Origin of the sequence: Streptomyces noursei ATCC 11455, from assembly GCF_001704275.1 — a bacterium.
GTDB classification, from domain to species: domain Bacteria; phylum Actinomycetota; class Actinomycetes; order Streptomycetales; family Streptomycetaceae; genus Streptomyces; species Streptomyces noursei.
The window spans coordinates 5,420,304-5,437,212 of record NZ_CP011533.1 but is presented as its reverse complement, the minus strand read 5'-3'; the positions used below and the strand labels follow the sequence as shown (position 1 = coordinate 5,437,212).

Annotated in this window: 15 protein-coding genes, 1 tRNA gene and 3 pseudogenes; 12 read left to right on the top strand and 7 right to left on the bottom strand. The window is 69.3% G+C overall.

The window, feature by feature from the left end; translation table 11 throughout:
- Positions 1 to 312 precede the first annotated feature (312 nt).
- From SNOUR_RS23125 to SNOUR_RS47605, 3 genes are all read left to right on the top strand, one after another.
- The gene (locus tag SNOUR_RS23125) at positions 313 to 681 is read left to right on the top strand and encodes a hypothetical protein (RefSeq protein ID WP_159425897.1); all 369 of its coding nucleotides are present in this window, start codon (positions 313 to 315) and stop codon (positions 679 to 681) included.
- 65 nt (positions 682 to 746) lie between these two features.
- Positions 747 to 959, top strand: a complete 213-nt coding sequence (locus SNOUR_RS23120) for a hypothetical protein (protein WP_067350297.1) — start codon at positions 747 to 749, stop codon at positions 957 to 959.
- 124 nt (positions 960 to 1,083) lie between these two features.
- The gene (locus SNOUR_RS47605; RefSeq protein ID WP_067350295.1) at positions 1,084 to 1,617 is read left to right on the top strand and encodes a hypothetical protein; all 534 of its coding nucleotides are present in this window, start codon (positions 1,084 to 1,086) and stop codon (positions 1,615 to 1,617) included.
- Here the strand turns inward: SNOUR_RS47605 and SNOUR_RS23110 are convergent.
- Together SNOUR_RS23110 and SNOUR_RS23105 are read right to left on the bottom strand one after the other, a co-directional pair.
- Entirely contained in the window at positions 1,611 to 1,805 is a 195-nt protein-coding gene (locus tag SNOUR_RS23110) for a hypothetical protein (RefSeq protein WP_067350293.1), read from the bottom strand. The two genes, SNOUR_RS47605 and SNOUR_RS23110, sit on opposite strands and share 7 nt — an antisense overlap.
- Entirely contained in the window at positions 1,802 to 2,074 is a 273-nt protein-coding gene (locus SNOUR_RS23105; protein WP_067350290.1) for a hypothetical protein, read from the bottom strand. Before SNOUR_RS23105 ends, SNOUR_RS23110 begins: the two co-directional genes overlap by 4 nt.
- Before the next feature lie 516 nt (positions 2,075 to 2,590).
- On the opposite strand from SNOUR_RS23105, the gene SNOUR_RS23100 reads away from it, so the two are divergent.
- The gene (locus SNOUR_RS23100) at positions 2,591 to 3,271 is read left to right on the top strand and encodes a hypothetical protein (RefSeq protein ID WP_312633342.1); all 681 of its coding nucleotides are present in this window, start codon (positions 2,591 to 2,593) and stop codon (positions 3,269 to 3,271) included.
- A gap of 229 nt (positions 3,272 to 3,500) precedes the next feature.
- Here SNOUR_RS23100 and SNOUR_RS23095 read toward each other — a convergent pair whose 3' ends face one another.
- Positions 3,501 to 3,863 carry a helix-turn-helix domain-containing protein gene (locus SNOUR_RS23095; protein WP_312633341.1) on the bottom strand — a complete coding sequence of 121 codons (363 nt, stop codon included), beginning with the start codon at positions 3,861 to 3,863 and terminating at the stop codon, positions 3,501 to 3,503.
- 131 nt (positions 3,864 to 3,994) lie between these two features.
- On the opposite strand from SNOUR_RS23095, the gene SNOUR_RS23090 reads away from it, so the two are divergent.
- From SNOUR_RS23090 to SNOUR_RS46280, 6 genes are all read left to right on the top strand, one after another.
- Positions 3,995 to 4,936: a hypothetical protein gene (locus tag SNOUR_RS23090; protein ID WP_312633340.1), complete on the top strand. Its 942-nt coding sequence runs from the start codon at positions 3,995 to 3,997 to the stop codon at positions 4,934 to 4,936.
- 224 nt (positions 4,937 to 5,160) lie between these two features.
- Positions 5,161 to 6,075, top strand: a complete 915-nt coding sequence (locus SNOUR_RS23085) for a site-specific integrase (protein ID WP_067350278.1) — start codon at positions 5,161 to 5,163, stop codon at positions 6,073 to 6,075.
- Entirely contained in the window at positions 6,072 to 7,589 is a 1,518-nt protein-coding gene (locus tag SNOUR_RS48445) for a hypothetical protein (protein WP_312633339.1), read from the top strand. The genes SNOUR_RS23085 and SNOUR_RS48445 overlap by 4 nt, the downstream gene beginning before the upstream one ends.
- 209 nt (positions 7,590 to 7,798) lie before the next feature.
- Positions 7,799 to 7,871: transfer RNA gene (locus tag SNOUR_RS23075), tRNA-Arg, on the top strand.
- 222 nt (positions 7,872 to 8,093) lie between these two features.
- Entirely contained in the window at positions 8,094 to 9,569 is a 1,476-nt protein-coding gene (locus SNOUR_RS23070; protein WP_067350275.1) for a relaxase family protein, read from the top strand.
- A gap of 233 nt (positions 9,570 to 9,802) precedes the next feature.
- Complete coding sequence (locus tag SNOUR_RS46280; RefSeq protein WP_159425896.1) at positions 9,803 to 10,231, top strand: DUF6221 family protein; 429 nt, start codon at positions 9,803 to 9,805, stop codon at positions 10,229 to 10,231.
- A gap of 174 nt (positions 10,232 to 10,405) precedes the next feature.
- On the opposite strand, the gene SNOUR_RS23065 is transcribed toward SNOUR_RS46280, so the two are convergent.
- Together SNOUR_RS23065 and SNOUR_RS48440 are read right to left on the bottom strand one after the other, a co-directional pair.
- Entirely contained in the window at positions 10,406 to 10,960 is a 555-nt protein-coding gene (locus SNOUR_RS23065; RefSeq protein ID WP_067350272.1) for a flavoprotein, read from the bottom strand.
- Positions 10,957 to 11,187 (bottom strand): annotated as a pseudogene (locus tag SNOUR_RS48440) (helix-turn-helix domain-containing protein); the annotation flags it as partial. The gene SNOUR_RS23065 and the pseudogene SNOUR_RS48440, both read right to left, overlap by 4 nt.
- On the opposite strand from SNOUR_RS48440, the pseudogene SNOUR_RS43250 reads away from it, so the two are divergent.
- Positions 11,180 to 11,416 (top strand): annotated as a pseudogene (locus SNOUR_RS43250) (glycosyltransferase); the annotation flags it as partial. The pseudogenes SNOUR_RS48440 and SNOUR_RS43250 sit on opposite strands and share 8 nt — an antisense overlap.
- 82 nt (positions 11,417 to 11,498) lie before the next feature.
- Positions 11,499 to 12,542: pseudogene (locus SNOUR_RS23060) on the top strand (serine hydrolase domain-containing protein).
- Positions 12,543 to 12,925: 383 nt separating this feature from the next.
- On the opposite strand, the gene SNOUR_RS23055 reads toward SNOUR_RS23060, so the two are convergent.
- Both SNOUR_RS23055 and SNOUR_RS23050 read right to left on the bottom strand, forming a co-directional pair.
- The gene (locus tag SNOUR_RS23055) at positions 12,926 to 15,181 is read right to left on the bottom strand and encodes an MMPL family transporter (protein WP_162494995.1); all 2,256 of its coding nucleotides are present in this window, start codon (positions 15,179 to 15,181) and stop codon (positions 12,926 to 12,928) included.
- Positions 15,182 to 15,997: 816 nt separating this feature from the next.
- The gene (locus tag SNOUR_RS23050; protein ID WP_067350267.1) at positions 15,998 to 16,825 is read right to left on the bottom strand and encodes an alpha/beta fold hydrolase; all 828 of its coding nucleotides are present in this window, start codon (positions 16,823 to 16,825) and stop codon (positions 15,998 to 16,000) included.
- Positions 16,826 to 16,909 lie beyond the last annotated feature (84 nt).

Sequence of the window (16,909 nt, the reverse complement as noted above, 5' to 3'; positions counted from 1 at the left end):
GTGCCCAGGGCCGACGGTGCAGCGCTCGATCTGTCACGGCGTTGTCGGCTATGGGTGCGGCTCGGTTTGAGGGACGGTGATCGCGAGGAGTTTCGCGGTCTGGAAGACCGGTAAGTCCTCGGGTGGTGCGGGGGTTGAGCTCGGCGCGGTTGCGTCGGCGGCATCGCCGGGAGGGGCGTGTGGGGCAGGAGCGGCTGGCGCTGCTGAAGCAGCACGAGGGGGCGGCCCGGCAGCGGGTCGAAGAGCTGCGGGCCGAGCTGGCTGCGCTGAACGAGCAGATCGCTGTTGCAGAGGAAGGAGCTGTCCCGCCTGGTGGTCACCCAGGCGCCCCTCGCCCGTGCGCTTGCCGAACGCGATGCGGACAAACCGGAGTTCGCGCGAGTGTCCGCAGGTGATGCGGATCCGGACGATCTGCCCGGCTCCCTGCCGCCGGGCGTGCGCGTTGCCACCGGTGAGATGCCCGCCGAGGGCGACTGGTCGGTGCTGGCCCTGCTGACCAACACGAATACGCCGCTGCGGGCAAAGGAGATCTGCGAACAGGTGGAGGGGGCCGTCGACCACCGGCACGTCGAGACGCTGCGGATGCGGCTGAAGCGCATGGTGCGCCGCGAGTGGCTGGCCGAGCCGTCCCGGGGCCTGCTTACGCTGGCCGACGGCGTTCGCGCACCCGATCGGTCCTGACAAGGCTGGCTCTTCCCTGCGTCGTGACTGGTGACAAGCCCGTACCGACGATAGGGAAGAGCCCGATGCCAGCCTATGGCCCCGCCACGCCCGCCGGGGCGTTTCCCGCCGCCCGCGCCGCCTTCGAGCAGCTGCTCGCCGACCTGTTCGACCACCAGGGCGCCTCCCACGCGGATGCGGAGGAGTTCATCGCCGCGCGCGGTCGCGAGGTGCATCGCCTGCCGCAGGTCACCGGATCCGACCAGGTGGTGCGGCGCGCCGCCGAGGCGGGCCATTAGCAGTAGCTGTCCACGCAGTTCGGCACCGTGGAGGTGGAGCGGATCACTTACCGCGCCAGGGGAGCGGCCAACCTCTCCCCCGCCGACGCCGAGCTGGACCTGCCCGCCGGACTGCACTCCCCCCGTGCTGAAGAAACCCGCCGCCGCCGAGGCGGTGCGCGGCTCGTTCGAGGCGGCGGTCGCCACGATCGAGCGCGCCACCGGCACGCACATGGGCAAGCGGCAGGCCGAGCACCTCGTCCAGCGCGCCGCAGCGGACGTCAACGACTTCTACGCATACGCGCGCAGCGCCGGCTCCGGCTCCGGCTCCGGCTCCGGCTCCGGCTCCGGCTCCGGCTCCGGCTCCGGCTCCGGCTCCGAGGAAATGCTGCTGGTGTCGTCCGCGGACGACAAGGGCATCGTGACGCGCCCCGAGGCGTTGCGCGAGGAGACCAGAAGGGCCGCCGCGAGGAAGGCGGCCTTGGGTGGCGGCCCGTTAGCCACCCGCTTGGCCGGTGGGGAGAAGAACGGGCGGAAGCGGATCGCCACCGTCGGCGCTGTCTACGACCTCGCGCCGATGCCGCGTGAGCCCGGCGATGTGATCAGACGCACCGACGCCGACCGTCCCGCACCCGCCGAGCGGCCCAGGGCAAGTGCGAAGTGGCTGGATGATCACTGACTGCCTCGATCGAACGGGACGCCGACCAGATGATCGCGGCGGTGTTCAACGAGGCCGAGCGGCGCGACCCCGGCCGCGAGCGGGAGCGGGTGGTGCTGGCCGACGGGGCCCGCCACCAGCTGGATGTGATCCACGATCAGTGCGATGCGCGAGGGCCGGAGGTGAACCTGTTGATCGACTTCGTTCACGTGCTGGAGTACGCGTGGGGCGCGGCCTGGTGCTTCTTCGCCAGGACCGACCCGGCCCGCCGAGAGGTGTCGGCGAGATCGCGCTGGAGATCCTCCAGGGCCGAGCCGATCAAGCCGCCGACGCCCTCGAAGCGCGGACGGACGCGGAGGAACTGGCCGGCCAGCGGCGCTTCGAGGTGGACAAGGCGGTCGGCTACCTGCGGGCCAAGCTCCGCTACCTCGGCTTCCGTGCTACTGAAACCTTCAGAGCCGTCCGATACCGACAGCACCGTTTCGAGGCGCGCCCACCTGATCTGTCACCTGCGCTCCATCCTGCCGCTCTAATGGATGATAGGAATTTTCCGGAGGTTGGCGGGGCTGAGTGGGAGGCCCGGATGACCCATCTCAGCCCGTGCTGCAGGCTGCCCGATAAGAGGCAACGCAGGTGCCACTCGCTTGTCCGGATGGGAGTTCCGGTGGGAGCTGACTCGCGGCAGGAGCTGCTGGCCGGGAGGTGAGGCTCCGGGTATGCCTCCTGTCCTGGCTTGAAAAACTGGGGTGTCACAGCGCTCCTGAATGCCTCCCGATGACTGAGCTGCGGTCAGGTTCCGCAGCTCCCCTGCACAGGCGTCGTAGCAACTTCTCAAGGCCGTCACATGAGGTTGAGGCGCCGTGCACCAGCGGCGTGCGAGGGCCTTAAGGCTGCGCGCCCTGCACCTCCAACGCACCTTGCGCTTCTGGCAGATCGGTCTGGATCTGGGGCGAGGGTGCGCGCCTGTGCCCGCAGGGGCCCTATGGTGATCGCCATGCAGCCCACCGACGGTGCCACTGCCTCCGCCAACCCCAGCTGGGTCGTGGCGGACATGGATGCCCTGATCCACCAGTGCGATGCCAAGCTGGCCGAGCACGACACCGAGCTCGACCGGCTGGCGTCGGGAATCGCCGCGCTGGAATCCCAGAGGGCAGCGGTGCGCTCCGAGCGCCAGCAGGTGGTGGTTACCCGCGAGCGGGCGCTGCACGTCCAGAAGACACTCCTCGCGGCGGCCCGGGCCGGAGCCGCCCTGCGCAGCGGACAGCTCGACGGAGACACCGAGTTCAAGGTCGTGCCTGATCCCGACGAGGAGGATGGCGCCGAGAGTGACGCGGATGAGTCCGCGGACGCCACTCAGACGGCGGCCGCCGGACCGACAGCAGGGGGAGACCACACAGCAACTACCGGTGCATCGAAGGAATTTGACGCATCGAAGCTCGGCCCGCGCGGCATGGAGGCCCTGCAGATCATCGCCAGTCTTCCCGATCAGGAGTGGACCCCGAGGCTGCTCGCGGTACGGCTGGAGGGCCGGGATGCCGAGGCCGACGTGAAGGCACACAACCGCGCTCGGGCCCTCTTGGACAGTTTGGCCAAGAAGCAGCTCGTGGTGAAGAGGCACCAAACCGACAGCCGACGCTGCTACTTCGTCGCGGCCACATCAACGGAGGCCGCCTAAAAGAGCCCCCAAGGCGACCGCCTCCCGCGCGCCAGCAAGGTTCCTAGGCCGACGCAGCACGCGCGGGGGCGGTCTGACGACTCTGGGCCGCACCCCAACGCTACCGGGCTACTCCCGGACGATGGGGCGTGCGGCCTGCTTTTCCCCCGATCGGGAGGTCGACCCCCTATGCGGCAAACACATCATCAGGCTTTCCCGGGCCGTCCGGCCTGGCCGACCCGGCTGGCAACTACCCTTCGTCGCTGCGCCGATGCGAGGGAATGGGCTGGTGGCGGGCACCGTCGTCGCCTGTCGGCCATTCGGTGTGACGCGGCCAGAGCATCTCGTCGAGCGTCGCCTCAAGGCTCGCGAGCGTAAACATGTCGGGCCATACCGTTCCCGCGAGGATGTTGGAGATGACCTGCCGGTTGACGCCGGAGGCCTCGGCCAGCGCATTGGCCGAGAAGCCGCGCCGCTCCATCACCTCGGACAGGGCCCGGGCGACGGCCTGCCCCACCTGCGCCTGCCGGACGCCGTCCATCACCGCGTACGGCCAGTCGCCGGACACGGCATAGTCGCGCGGCTTCTTCCCACGTCTCGTTCCTCCGGGCATGCGACCAGTGTGACGGACGGGATGCCGACTTGCGCACCCCGCCCAACCATGGGTTGCTATCAGAGTAGCAACCCGGTCTGGCGTCTGGTCACGCCTCTGCCCCGGTCTGCCTGAAAGGAGTGGTGTCAACAGTGTCGACTCGACAGACAGGAACGCCGCCGGTCACCGGCCGCGCCAGGCTGGGGCCCGAGGAGCGGCTGATGCCGTCGCCCAAACTGCGTGCGGACCAGCATCTGCTGGTCATCGTGGCGGCCTGCTCGGCCATCGACCCGATGGGGGCGGCGGAGCTGGCAACCGCGACAGGGATCGCTACCAAGAACTGCGGGCTGGTCCCGGTGTTCGCGATGAACAGCGGTCTGCTCACCAAGGGGCACAGGCGAGCTACGTATCTGCCCAGCGACAAGGGCCGGTATGTCGCCCGGGCCTTCGCCCGGGGCGAGGCCGAGGGGCTTGAGGCGCTGCGGGCCAAGTGGAAGGGCCAGTGGTTCGCGCGGACCGTCAAGGAGCGCTGCCGCTACGGCCCTGTCTCCCGCGAAGGTCTGGTGGCCAAGCTCATGGTGGCCGCCCGGGCCGGCCAGGAGCGCATCAAGCAGGCGCACATCCTGCTCGACCTGATGGTCGCGGTCGGGCTGGTCACGGTGGAGAAGTCCGGCGAGCTGCACTGGTTCGAGGGCGTCTGCAACTCGGACGCCCAGCCCACAGGCCCCCAGAGCACCGATGCTCCGCACAAAGGAGCGCCACCGGCCGGCGAGCACGAGGAGCCGGGCATGGACGAAGAGCCGTCAGCCCCGGCAGGTGGTAGGCCCAGCGGCTTCGTACAAGGGGACAGCCCTGAGCGGGGGGACGATCCCGAACAGCCGCAGGCCGAGGTGCCGCACCCTCGCGCCGAAGCGCCCGGCGGCCAGGCGCCCGCGGGAGCGGACCCTGAACAGGATCTGCTGTCTCTGCTACTGCCGCCCGTCCTGCTGGCGGACCTGACCCGCCTGACCCCGACGGAGGTCCTCGAACTCCACAGTCATCTGAGGGCGGTCACGGCCCTCACCGCCAAGCTCCGGGGCCACCGCGTCACCTAGAGAGACCCCGGGACACGAAAACAGTCCGGCAGCGCCTGATTCCTTGGCCGGTACGGCGCTGCCGGACTCCTCACCTCCACCCGACGACCAGCGCGGCAAAGCTGCGCAGGAAGGGGGCTTCGGCATGCCCTCACACAAGGCGAGGAACATCCACCGTAGCGCGACGGTCGCCCTGCACGCCCGCGTTCACGCTCACCGCGGCCCCCTTCAGGGGGTGGTCCGGCATGGCTAGGACAACCATCCGCCAAGCCCTGCTGGAAGTCAGCCGCCACTGGCTTCAGCAGGCCGCCGACGGCGATATGGCCATCGAGACCGCTGACCTCTACATCCAGATCAGCGAGCGGTTCGACCTCTTCGCCGACGCCCACGGGGTCCACCGGATGGATGACGTCACCGGACAGCTGACCGACCGCTTCATCGGCGCTCCCGGTCGCGACCGCCTCGACAACATCGCCCTCGTCCCGAAGGACAGCACCCGCCGTCAGCGCCGGTCCGCCCTCGCCTCCCTGTTCGCGCACGCCCGTGCGCTCGGCATGACCCAAGCCGCGCCCCTGCTCGACTCCCCTCCCATCCCGCGTCCGCCCCGCAGCACCGGCGCCGAACTGACCGACGCAGAGATCGAGACCCTCCAGTTCCACTCCGAGCGCGGCATGCCCGCGACCCGGCACGCCGCCCTGCTGGCCCTGCTCCTGTCAGGACTCACCAGCGCCGAGACCGCCCAGGCTGCCATCCGCGACCTGGACCTCGCCCACACCATCGTGACCACAGAGGGCAGCACCTACACCAGGCCCCGGACCTGTCAGCTCAGCCCCTGGGCCGTCCACGTCCTTCGCCTGCGCTCCGGCTATCTGGTCGAGCACCGGCCCGGACAGCACCGCCTCGTCACCAGCGACACCTCCACCCGCTACACCGCCCAGGCCAGCGTCGGCGCCGGCTTCAACGAGATCGCCCGCCGCTCCGGCCTTGCCACCACCGCCCGGAAGGTGGAACCACGCGACATCACCCGCTACGTGGCCCGCCAGGTGCTCCTGACGACAGGCCAGGTCTCCGAGGTCGCCCGTCGACTCGGCCTCTCCTCCCTCGACAGCGCAGCCGCCCTCGCCGGGCTGGCCTGGAGCACCGGCGAGGTCCCTCGATGACCCCACGCAAGGCCGCCCTTCCAACCCCAACCGACGTCTCCGACAGCAAGAAGCGCACCCGCAAGGCCAAAAAGCCCCCACCGTACGACTACGGACCGATCCCCGACGACACCTTCGGCGCGGCAGGCGACCCACCACTCCCCAAGGGCCCGCAAGCCCCGCACCTGATCCCCACCGTCCGCTTCGCCCACCTGATCAACAACCCGGATCTCTACACCGCGGCCGCCACCCTGCCAGGCCCCAGCCCCGTCGGCCGACGCCCCCACTACCCGCCCGCCGTCTACCTGATCTTCCTGTGCTCGATCTCCGTCTTCGGCTCCGCCCGTTCCACCGCCAGCCACTTCCAGCACGAGGACTGGTGGGAGCCCGTCCGCTCGGCGATCCGCACCCACATGGGCGACAAGACCGCCGACGCCCTGAAGCCGACCGGCCCCACCCGCAGCAACTGGAACCACTACTTCCGGCGCCACCTCAAGCGCGCTCACGACAAGATCCGTGACATCAGCAGCAACCTGTGGATCGAGCAGGCCCTGGCCCACGGCATGCTCAGCGAAACCGGCAGGAGAACCAGCCGCGTCCGCCCCGAGCGCCAACAGGTGATCCACGGCGACGCCACCGTCGCAAAGCCCCCTTCCAGCCACTCCGAACACGAGGCAGTCGACAAGAAGACCGGCGAGGTGCGCCGCCACCGCGTGGACGAAGACGCCGGCGTCACCATCGAGGGAGGCGGCAACCTCGTCTACGGCAACAAGTTCCTCTCCACCGCCGTGCGCCTGGCCGACACCCCCCACAGCCGCGTGATCCTCGCCCTGGAATCCGTCCGCCACAAGTCACCGGAAGACGACCCCGACCGCGAGACGGAAGGCATCGCCCTGGTCGAGTTGGTCAAACGCATCACCGCCCGTGCTACCGGAGCGAAGGCCGTCACCTACGACGTCGCCCGGCGCGGAAAACACCGCGCCCCCCTGATCTCCCGAGGCCTCCTCGTCTTCACGCCGCAGCACGACGGACTCACGCCCCAGTCGCTCCTACGCCACAAGGACGGCCCCTGCACCCACGACCTCTACGTCGCCGAAGCCAGAGTGTGCGAGCGCCGCATGACCGTCGACGGAAAGACGCACTACACCCCCCTCCCTGTCGAGGAACTCGAATACCGCGAGGGAAAGAACAGCACCCGCTTCTACCACCGGATCACCCTCAACTGCCCCGTCAAGACACACACCCTCCACATCAGGTGCGACGAGACCGACGAAGACCGCCAAATCGATCCGAAGACGAAGAAGCAGCGCTTCAACCGCACCGAACATCTCCGGCAGGTACCTCCCGACACCCCAGCCGGCCGCCGCCTGAAAGGCTTCCGCCAGGACAGCGAGTCCATCCACTCCCGCTTCGACCAGAGCTACCCCCACAAACGAGTCCCGGCATACGGCACCCGCGGAGCCCTGCTGATCTACCTCGGATACGCCTGGCTGAACAACTCCATCACCCGAGCACTCAACACGATCTCCTCCTGACGGCCCCAGCAGGTCGTCGATCCCGGCCGGCCCAGCACCCGGCGCAGGATCCCTCAGCAGGCCCCATCCCCCGTGCATCGAGCGCGCCACCCGCTACACTGGCGGCGGCTATCAGGCCCTCACCGGCCGATCGCCAATCTGTCCAAAACATGTCAAGAGCCAGGCCTCGTACGCGATCTCGTTTTAGACACGTTTGTCGACAGATCCCCGCCTCCGTAGCTCAGGGGATAGAGCACCGCTCTCCTAAAGCGGGTGTCGCAGGTTCGAATCCTGCCGGGGGCACTGTGCATGAAGCCGCTGACCTGGGGTTTCTCTTCCAGGAAGGCACTCTATTCGGCCTCGGACTCCTCGTCCGAGGCCGTTTGCGTGAGCGGTGCGTGAGCGGACGGGTCGCCAGCCCCCGGCTCTTCTCCGGATTCCACGGCATCATCCGGCATAGGTTCCTCGCCGGACTGCTCGACCTCGTCGGAATCGCGCTCAGCTTCCGAGAGGGTTTTCTCGGGGGTGGTGCGAGCACGCGGTACGAGCCGGGCTGCGGCCTCGGACCCGATCCTCACCGACGCCCAGTGGGCGAAGATCGCCCGCCGGATCGTGGCCGCCGCCGGCATCGCCCCCGAAGGAGACGAGGAAGCCTGCCGCTGGGTCGCCGTCCGCCACGCCGACGACCACATCCACATCGCCGCCCCCCTCGTACGCCAAGACGGCAAACGCCCCAAACGCGACCACGACCAGCGCGCCGTCCAGCGCGAAGCCCGCAAGATCGAAGTCGACTACGGGCTCCGGCGGCTCAAGCCCGGCGACGGCACCGCCGCCAAACGCCCCACCCGCAAAGAGCACTTCAAGGCCAAGCGCCTGGGCCAGGACGCCGCCACCTGCGACATCCTGCGCCTACGTGTACGCCGCGCGGTTGCCGCCGCGGCGGACGAGGCCGAGTTCTTCGCCCTGCTGGAGGCCACAGACGTGACCGTGCGCCTCAAGATCGGCCCTTCCGGCGACGCGCTCGGCTGCAACTTCGCCCTGCCCGGCGACACCAACGACAAGGACGAGCCGGTCTTCTACGCGGGCTCCACTCTCGCCCCCGACCTGTCCCTGCCCAAGATCCGCGAACGCCTCGCCTCCACCAGCCCCCAACCGGCCACCGCCCAACCGGGGAACCCGTGGCACCAGGCCACCGCCGCCACCGAACGCATCCCCCACCACCTCACCCATGACGATGACCAGGTGGCCCAAGGGCAGTTGGAAGCGCTAGGTGCAGTGCTGGACCTGCTGCCGGTGGTCGCACCGGCCACGGTGAAGGCCGACCTAGAACAGGCTGCCGCCGTCTTCGAGCGCGCCACCCGCTCCCGCATCACCGCCGACCGCGACAGCGCCCGCGTCCTACGCCGCAGCATCCAGACGATCTGGCGCGACCAGCCCCAGGACAGCGACGGCGCCGGATTCGCCATGCTCCTGGACACCATGCTCACCGCGGTCGCCTACGCGATGCACTGGCACCGCACCCGCCAACACGCACAGCAGGAAGCCGCAGCCCAGCAGGCCCTCGTCCACCTGCAGACCGCGTACGCGCAGATCACAGAGCCGGTCCTGGCCGGCCTCGCGCACCGCGCCCCCAGCTTCCAAATGAAGCGCCGCTATGCCCACCACCTCCAAGAGGCGGTACCCGAGCACGCCGAGCGCATTCTGAACGACCCCGCCTGGGACGCACTCGCCACCGTCCTCGCCGAAGCGGAGGCAGCGGGGCACAACACGGCCACCATCCTCGACCAGGCGCTCGGCCAACGCACCCTGGACGACGCCCACAGCCCGGCCCGTGCACTGACATGGCGCGTCCGCCGCCTCGGCGAACGTCACGTCCCCAGCCCAATGGCGCAAGCCGCCAACGCCCGAAGCAGCCGTGCGACGCTGTCGCGTCCCACTCCACCGCAGCCTCGCGCTGTGGCCAACGAGGCCACACCCATGCGCCGCCCATTGTGTCGCTGAGCTCATCGGCCACTACAACCGGAGGTCAGCAGCCCCGCCAAGCGTCAAGCCCTCCACCAGCACTGGCCACAGATCCGGAGGTGCTTCCGCCGCAGCGGCTGAGTCATGCACTGTCAGTGCCCATACGTACCGTGAGGGCATCACATCCGCGTTGCTGTTCGCTGCGGCAGCGCTACTCAGAGCCACCCCGCCCGGAACAACGCCGGAGCGTGGCGAACCGTCTGGAGGAGATAGTGAGCGACGAACTGGTGGCGTTTCTACGATCACGTCTCGACGAGGACGAGGCAGTGGCGCGGGCCGCGTTTCCGGGGCCCTGGGTCCGGCGTGACCAGGTCGCTGGCGTACATGCCGCCGACGCGACACCAGAAAGACCCTTCGGGTCAGCCGTGGCCGATTGCCGCAGAGTTCCCGGAGGGTTTGGTTACGGAACCGCCAACGCCAATCACATCGCCCTCCACGACCCGGTCCGTGTACTCGCCGAGGTCGAAGCCAAGCGCGAGCTTCTGACTCGGTACGACGAGCCTGAGACATCGGAAGCTCTGCCCGAGTCATTTAACCGCCTGACGACGCAGGTTCAGCGAAGGATGCTCAGCGAGGTATTCCGCTGCCTCGCCCTGCCCTACGTCGGCCATCCCGACTATCGCGAGGAATGGCGGCCCTGACAGTCGGCCACGTCGACTCGTTCGACGTCGTCATGGAGGAATTCGGAAACCTCCCGATCCAGATCGCCCGAATGCTTGCCAACGCAGAAGTGACAATCATCGCGAATCCCCTTATCTGGGGTGGTTTCAAGCGACTGCGGCCCGATGCGCGTGACGCATCGGGCCGCAGTCGCTTCACATCCGTCCTGGCGCCTCCGGGGTGAGCAGCTCCAGCGCTTCCTCCCAGCGGAAACGGTCCGCCCCTCCGCCGGCCTTCGGTCGGTGCGGCTCGTACGAGCCGATCAGGACGCCCATCTCACGCAGCCGGTCCAGGCTCTGCCGGTACGCGGGGTGGGCGGCCTGGGCGGAGTTCAGATACGGGAGGACAGCGGTGGGGATACCGAAGCCGTACGCCTCGCACAGGATGCCCACCGCGAGGGTGTCGGAGATCCCGGCAGCCCATTTGTTGATCGTGTTGAAGGTGGCCGGGGCGACCGCGATGGCGTCCGCCGGCGGGAGGGGACGAGGGGCGCCGGGACTGCGCCAGGCGGAACGGATCGGGTAGCCGGTCTGCGCCTCGACCGCCATCGCGTCGATGAAGCCGAGACCCTGCGGAGTAGCGATGACCCCGACATCCCAGTTCGCCTCCTGGGCAGCAGTGATCAGCTTGCCGACGTCGCCCGCGATCCCGGCTGCGCACACAATGACGTACAGGAACGGCTTCTTCGGCTGGTCGGGCTGATCACTCACGCGGAGGCTCCCAGCTGTCGGCTGAAGTGGTGCAGTTCGGGCAGGGCACGGCGCCGGTCACGGGCAGCCATGTCGGCGACCAGTTCCCGTACGGCAGGCCGACGGATGTCCTGGGTCGCGCAGCTCTCCGCAATGCGCAGGGCCTGGTAGCCGTCGGCGAGCCTCCCCTGCTGACTGTAGGCGCGGGCTGCCTCAACCCATAGGGCGGCCCTTCGCTCGGCCTGCGGCCTGCCCGTCCTCTACCAGCCCGTCCCCGGCCTGGCCGAAACACTCGCCACCTCCGGCACCGCGACCGACTTCACCCACCCCGCAGCCCTCGCCCGAGACATCGACCGCCTCCGTACGACCCCCGGGCTGCTGGCCGCCTTGCAGCAGTCCGGACGAAACAACGCGGCCCGCTATCCGCTCAGCGCCACCGCCAAGGCCCTGACCGAACTCGGCCACCGGATCAGTTGACCACCCCGCCACGTTCCCCGGCCGGGCCCGCCCGCGTCACTACGCTGACGGGCGGGCCCGCACTGCGACATCGGAGATGTTCATGGAAGACAGCACCGACCGGATCAAGCAGCTCGTGGCGGACGGCGTCCGCGACAAGGTCTACCCCGGTGCGGTGTGGGCCATCGGCAACGCCGCCGGCATGCAGGACGCAGGCACCGCCGGCGTCCTCGACCCCACCGAGCCGGACATCCCCATGCGACCGGGTACGGTCTTCGACGTCGCCAGCCTGACCAAAATCCTCGCCGTCTGGTCCACGATCGGCTCCCTCTGCGAAGACGGCTCCCTCCCGCTCGACGCACCCCTCGGCACGTTCTGACCCGAGGTCACAGGCCACCCCCTCGGACAGGTCACCGCCCGCCAACTGCTCACCCACACCGCCGGCGTACCGCTGCGGGCCCAGCTGAAAAACCTCTATGGCACCGACCCAGCCGCCATCCGCGCTGAAGTCCTCCACGAAGCCCTCCACCGGCCGCCAGGCGAGGCCGTCGAGTACACCGACCGGGCCGCCCTCATCCTCGGCTACCTCGCCGAACACCTCTCCGGCCAGCGCCTCGACCAGCTCGCCCACACCCGCATCTGGAAGCCCCTGGGCATGACCCACACCCGCTTCGGCCCGCTGCCGCCCGAGCTGTCCGCTCGCTGCGCCCCGACTGAGCTCGACGAAGTCACCGGCCTCCACCTCAAAGGCACCGCCCACGACTTCTCCGCCCGCCTCCTCGACGGCGTCTGCGGCATCGCCGGCACCTTCTCCACCCTCGATGACCTCGTGCGCTTCCTGCAGTACATGCTCGACCCCACGACCGCCCCCGCAGCTCCAGGCTTCGGACCGAACTGGGTCGAGGAATCGCTCAGCGTCCAGACCGGAGCCCTGGAGCCCGTACGCGGCCTTTTCTGGCACCCGGCCCCCGGCGCCGCACCCACCAACCGCACCTACGTGCACTACGGCTTCACCGGCACCGGCATGTGGATCTCTCCCAAACGGGGAACCTGGGCCGCCCTGCTGACGAACAAGCTCTACTACACCCGCGACCGCGAGCCGTTGACCCGTATCCGCAATGCCTTCCGAAGCCTGGCCTTCGGCTGAAGAAACTGCGCGTTCGAGCCCACCCAGCGCATGAAGGAGCCGCGCCTTCTCCTGCGGGATGTCCCGCCGACCAGGACCGAAGATCCGGTCGGCGACCTGCGCCGCCAATCCGCTGCTGGTGCCGAGCGGTGCGGGGAAGAGCCTGCGCCAGGGACCGCCGCTGTTCGACTCGGGGGCTCCAGTGGTCGGCGACCTGCGTGGTACGGACACGATCGTCGCGGCAGCCTTGCGCCTTCCGGCGCCAGCGGCTGCTGGGCCGCCCGATCCGGCTGCCCGTCGATCACCGGGACGGCCCGCCCGTCGGCCGCCGGGGAGCGGAAGTGACGGGCGGGCGGGGCCGGTACGGGGGCGCCGTAGGGGTGCTGTCCGGCTCGGCGCCGGCATCAGCCGACGAGGGCACGCTCCCTCGGTGAGTGTGGCGCCGGAGCGGTGTGCTGGGCGAGCTGCTCGCCCTCGACGTCCACTCGGGGCAGGATCCGGTCCAGCCACTTCGGCAGCCACCAGGCGGACCTGCCGAGCAGGGCGAAGAGCGCGGGCACGATCGCCATACGGACGATGAAGGCGTCGAAGAGGACGGCGATCGCGAGGGCGAAGCCGATCATCTTGATGAAGTCGTTGTCCTCCATGATGAAGCCGGAGAAGACGCTCGTCATGATGACCGCGGCCGCGGCGACGACCCGGCCACCGTGCCGGAAGCCGTCGACGACCGCCTCGGCGGGGCGCACCCCGTGGACGTACGACTCGCGCATCCGGCTGACCAGGAAGACCTCGTAGTCCATGGCGAGGCCGAAGACCACGCCGATCATGAAGATCGGCATCGTGCTCATGATCGGGCCGGTCTGCTCGATGCCGAGGACGTCGGCGAGCCAGCCCCATTGGAAGATCGCCACGACGGCGCCGAGGGCCGCGGTCACCGAGAGCAGGAAGCCGAGGGCCGCCTTGAGCGGGACCAGGAGGGAGCGGAAGACCATCATCAGGAGCAGGAAGGCGAGGCCGACGACCAGGCCGAGGTAGGGCAGGAGTGCGTCGTCGAGGGTCTGGGAGAAGTCGATGAACATGGCCGTCTGGCCGGTCACGAGGATCCGGGACGCGGTGCCCCGCTCCAAGTCATGGGCGGTGGCTCGCAGTTGGTGGACCAGTTGCTCGGTCTTGTGCTCGGTCGGGCCGGTCTTCGGGATGACGTTGAGGATCGCGGTGTCGTCCGCCTTGTTGGCGGCGGCCGGGGAGACCGAGGCCACGCCGTCCGTCGTGCGGAGGGCCGCGCCGACCGTGTTGCCCGCGGCCTTGGCGCCGTTGGCCTGCACGGTGACCATCAGCGGTCCGTTGAACCCGGGGCCGAAGGACTCCGAGAGCATGTCGTACGCCTTGCGCTGAGTGGTCTTCGTCGACATCGAACCCTCGCCGGGCAGCCCGAGTTCCAGGCTCGCGGCCGGCACGGCGACCGCGCCGAGGCCGACCACGCCGATGAGCAGCACGGCCACGGGGTGGCGCAGCACGTAACTCGCCCAGCGGGAACCGAGGTTGGGCCTGCCGCTCTTGAGCGGCCCGGCGACGTGCTTGGCGGCCTTGCGCTGCCGGCGCTCCGACAGCGGCTTGACGGCGTAGCACAGGCGGCCCTTGCGGGCCATCACCTTGACCGGCGCGAAGCCCAGCAGGGCGGGGACCAGGGTGATCGCCACGAGCACGGCGACCGCGACGGTACCGGCCGCGGCGAGGCCCATCTTGGTGAGCATCGGGACGCCGATGACGGCCAGTCCGGCGAGGGCCACGATGACCGTCAGCCCCGCGAAGACGACCGCCGAACCCGCGGTGCCGACGGCCCGGCCCGCGGCCTCTTCGGGGGTGCGCCCCTCGATCCGCTCGGCGCGGAACCGGGACACGATGAACAGCGCGTAGTCGATGCCGACCGCGAGGCCGATCATCATCGCGAGTGTCGAGGTGGTGGCGGACAGGCCGAGCGTGGAGCCGAGCGCGGTGATGCCGCAGATCCCGATCCCGACCCCGATCAGCGCGGTGAGCAGCGGCATTCCGGCCGCGATCATCGAGCCGAAGGTCAGGACGAGGACGATCGCGGAGACCAGGATGCCGATCTTCTCGCCGGTGCCGCCCATCGCCTGGTCGACCTTCACCGCATCACCGCCGGCCTCGACGGTCAGGCCCGCCCTGCGGGCCTTCTTGAGGGCGGCGTCCAGCGCGTCGTGCGCCGTGTCGCTGACCTTCAGCGCGGAGACCTTGTACGTCACCACCGTGTAGGCGGTCGTACGGTCCTTGCTGATGCTGACCGCGGGGGCCCGGTACGGGTTGGTGGCGGCCACCACCTGCGGGGACGATGTCCCCAACGCGGCGACGAGCTGGCCGACTTCGGCCCGCTGCCCGGCGTCGGTGATCTTCCGGCCCTCGGGCGCCCGGACGACGACCCGGGCGCTGGCGCCCTCGGCACGCGCATCCGGGAACTTCTTCGCCAGCAGGTCGAAGGCTTGCTGCGAGTCGGTGCCCGGCATCGAGAACGTATCGGCGGGCGGTGGCGGAGCGGAGGAGGCGGCGAAGCCCATACCGCCGAATATCAGCAGCCAGAGCAGCAGCGTCACCCCCCGGCGGCGAAAGGTGAGGCGGCCGAGTCTGGAGAGGAACATAGCCACGCTGGGGCTCCTGTTGGTCGGTTCGGTTGGTGTGTGGTTCGGCCGGGTGGGGGCCGGGGCGGCGCTTCGGGCACCCGAGCAGCACGGCATGGCGCCGTGATGGCGTTTCACTGGCCCCTTACCTGGCGCACGAATGGCACCGAGTGATGACGCGGGGCGTACGACTTCCCAGGCCGCACGCCCGCAAGACACCTGCCGCGCTACCGCCGCGACGCTCACGGTTCGCCATCATGGCACACATATGGCACCACGAGAATCAAAATGGCGCCACACGGTGACGCAGCGCCCTTTCACTCGGACACTCATCGGCGCAGCCGCCTCGGCATACCCGATTTTCCTTCGCTGGCGCGACGGTCAGGGCGGGGTTGATCATCAAGGCGGGTGTCACGCAGAGGTCACCGCTGCCTGAGCGTGATGGCTGCGCTTGACTTGAATGGCGCCATCGAGGTGCCGCCTCAAGCCTCCACGGCTTGCGCCGGAGTCATGCATGCGCCATCTTGGCGCCATAATGACGTACAACTTCCTCGACGTAACGGGGAAGGAGGGTCCAGGAATGATCCAGGGCGCCAGGAACAACAGGTTCGCAGGCCGCGGGCCGACGGGGCCGAGCACCGCGGGCACGGGGCACCGCTGTCACCGCCGTGTGGATGCACCTCGCTGCGCCACGGTCCCGTGCAGGTGGACCGCTTGGGGCTGGACCGGGAAGTTACGTCGGGCGAGGGGCGGTTGGCCGACGGCGACCTGCCGGGCCATGCCGCACGGCCTGCACCGTGACGCCGGTGAAGGCCGTGGGCTGACTGACCGCCAGTCCGCTGGTCAGCGCTTGCGCGACCGCGCGTGGTCGAGGGCGGCGACCTCGCGTACGGCCGCGGCGATGGCGCGGAAGTCCTTTTTCAGAATCGAGCCGTGCGTGCTGGGGACCTTCGCACTGATTTCGATGTTCGCGTTGCGGGCGGTCACCGCAGCCACGCCGGCGCGTATCCGTTCCTGCTCGTCGCCCTTGCTTCCGAAGGACACCCCTGAAGCGAGCACAAAGCGCACCGGGACGGTGATGTTGTCCAGCACGGGGCCCATCTCACGCTCGCGGGAGATCCTGCCGAGCTCGATGTTGCTGATCGCCTGCTGTTCTGCGGTCATCCGCGGGACCAGGCCCGTGGGGCGCAGCAGCGGCGAGAACCAGCCTATGCGCCGGAACAGTTTCCGGATCCGCTCCTCCATGGCCTCGTCCATCCAGTCGTACGGTCCCCCGCCGTCGACCAGGACCGCGCCCAGGGCACGGCCCGGATTCCGGTTGGCCCAGTGCCCCGCGACGTACCCTCCGTAGGACCAGCCCACCACCAGCGCCCGGTCCACTCCCCTGGCCGCGAGAACGACATCGACATCGCGGACGACGGTCTCGAAGGAATAGTCCGCCGAAGGCTTCGACTTCTTGCCGCGGGCCCGCTCGTCGTAGGTGATGTGCCGCCATCCCGGCCCCAGTTCGGCGATGACCCGCCGCCAGTACCCCTGCGTGGCGAACTGGCCATTGATGTAGACCACCGGGATACCGGGACCGCCGGTGTCGGTGACGGCGAGGGCCGAATCGTCCACCGGCACCATGCCGGTCCACTGCGAAGTGGACGAGGACGTGCTGTTCTTCGTCATGTGTTCCCCCTTGGTTGCTTGAGGTGTCTTGTGGGACTTCTTTTCGGTTCTGCACGTGGGGCGCGGCCCTGGAGCTGGTCGGCG

Bases quoted from the DNA above. Each gene is read 5' to 3' on its own strand.
- SNOUR_RS23050 (WP_067350267.1), bottom strand. From the start codon at position 16,825: ATGACGAAGAACAGCACGTCCTCGTCCACTTCGCAGTGGACCGGCATG.
- SNOUR_RS48445 (WP_312633339.1), top strand. From the start codon at position 6,072: ATGACCCCACGCAAGGCCGCCCTTCCAACCCCAACCGACGTCTCCGAC.
- SNOUR_RS23120 (WP_067350297.1), top strand. From the start codon at position 747: ATGCCAGCCTATGGCCCCGCCACGCCCGCCGGGGCGTTTCCCGCCGCC.
- SNOUR_RS23085 (WP_067350278.1), top strand. From the start codon at position 5,161: ATGGCTAGGACAACCATCCGCCAAGCCCTGCTGGAAGTCAGCCGCCAC.
- SNOUR_RS23100 (WP_312633342.1), top strand. From the start codon at position 2,591: ATGCAGCCCACCGACGGTGCCACTGCCTCCGCCAACCCCAGCTGGGTC.
- SNOUR_RS23095 (WP_312633341.1), bottom strand. From the start codon at position 3,863: ATGCCCGGAGGAACGAGACGTGGGAAGAAGCCGCGCGACTATGCCGTG.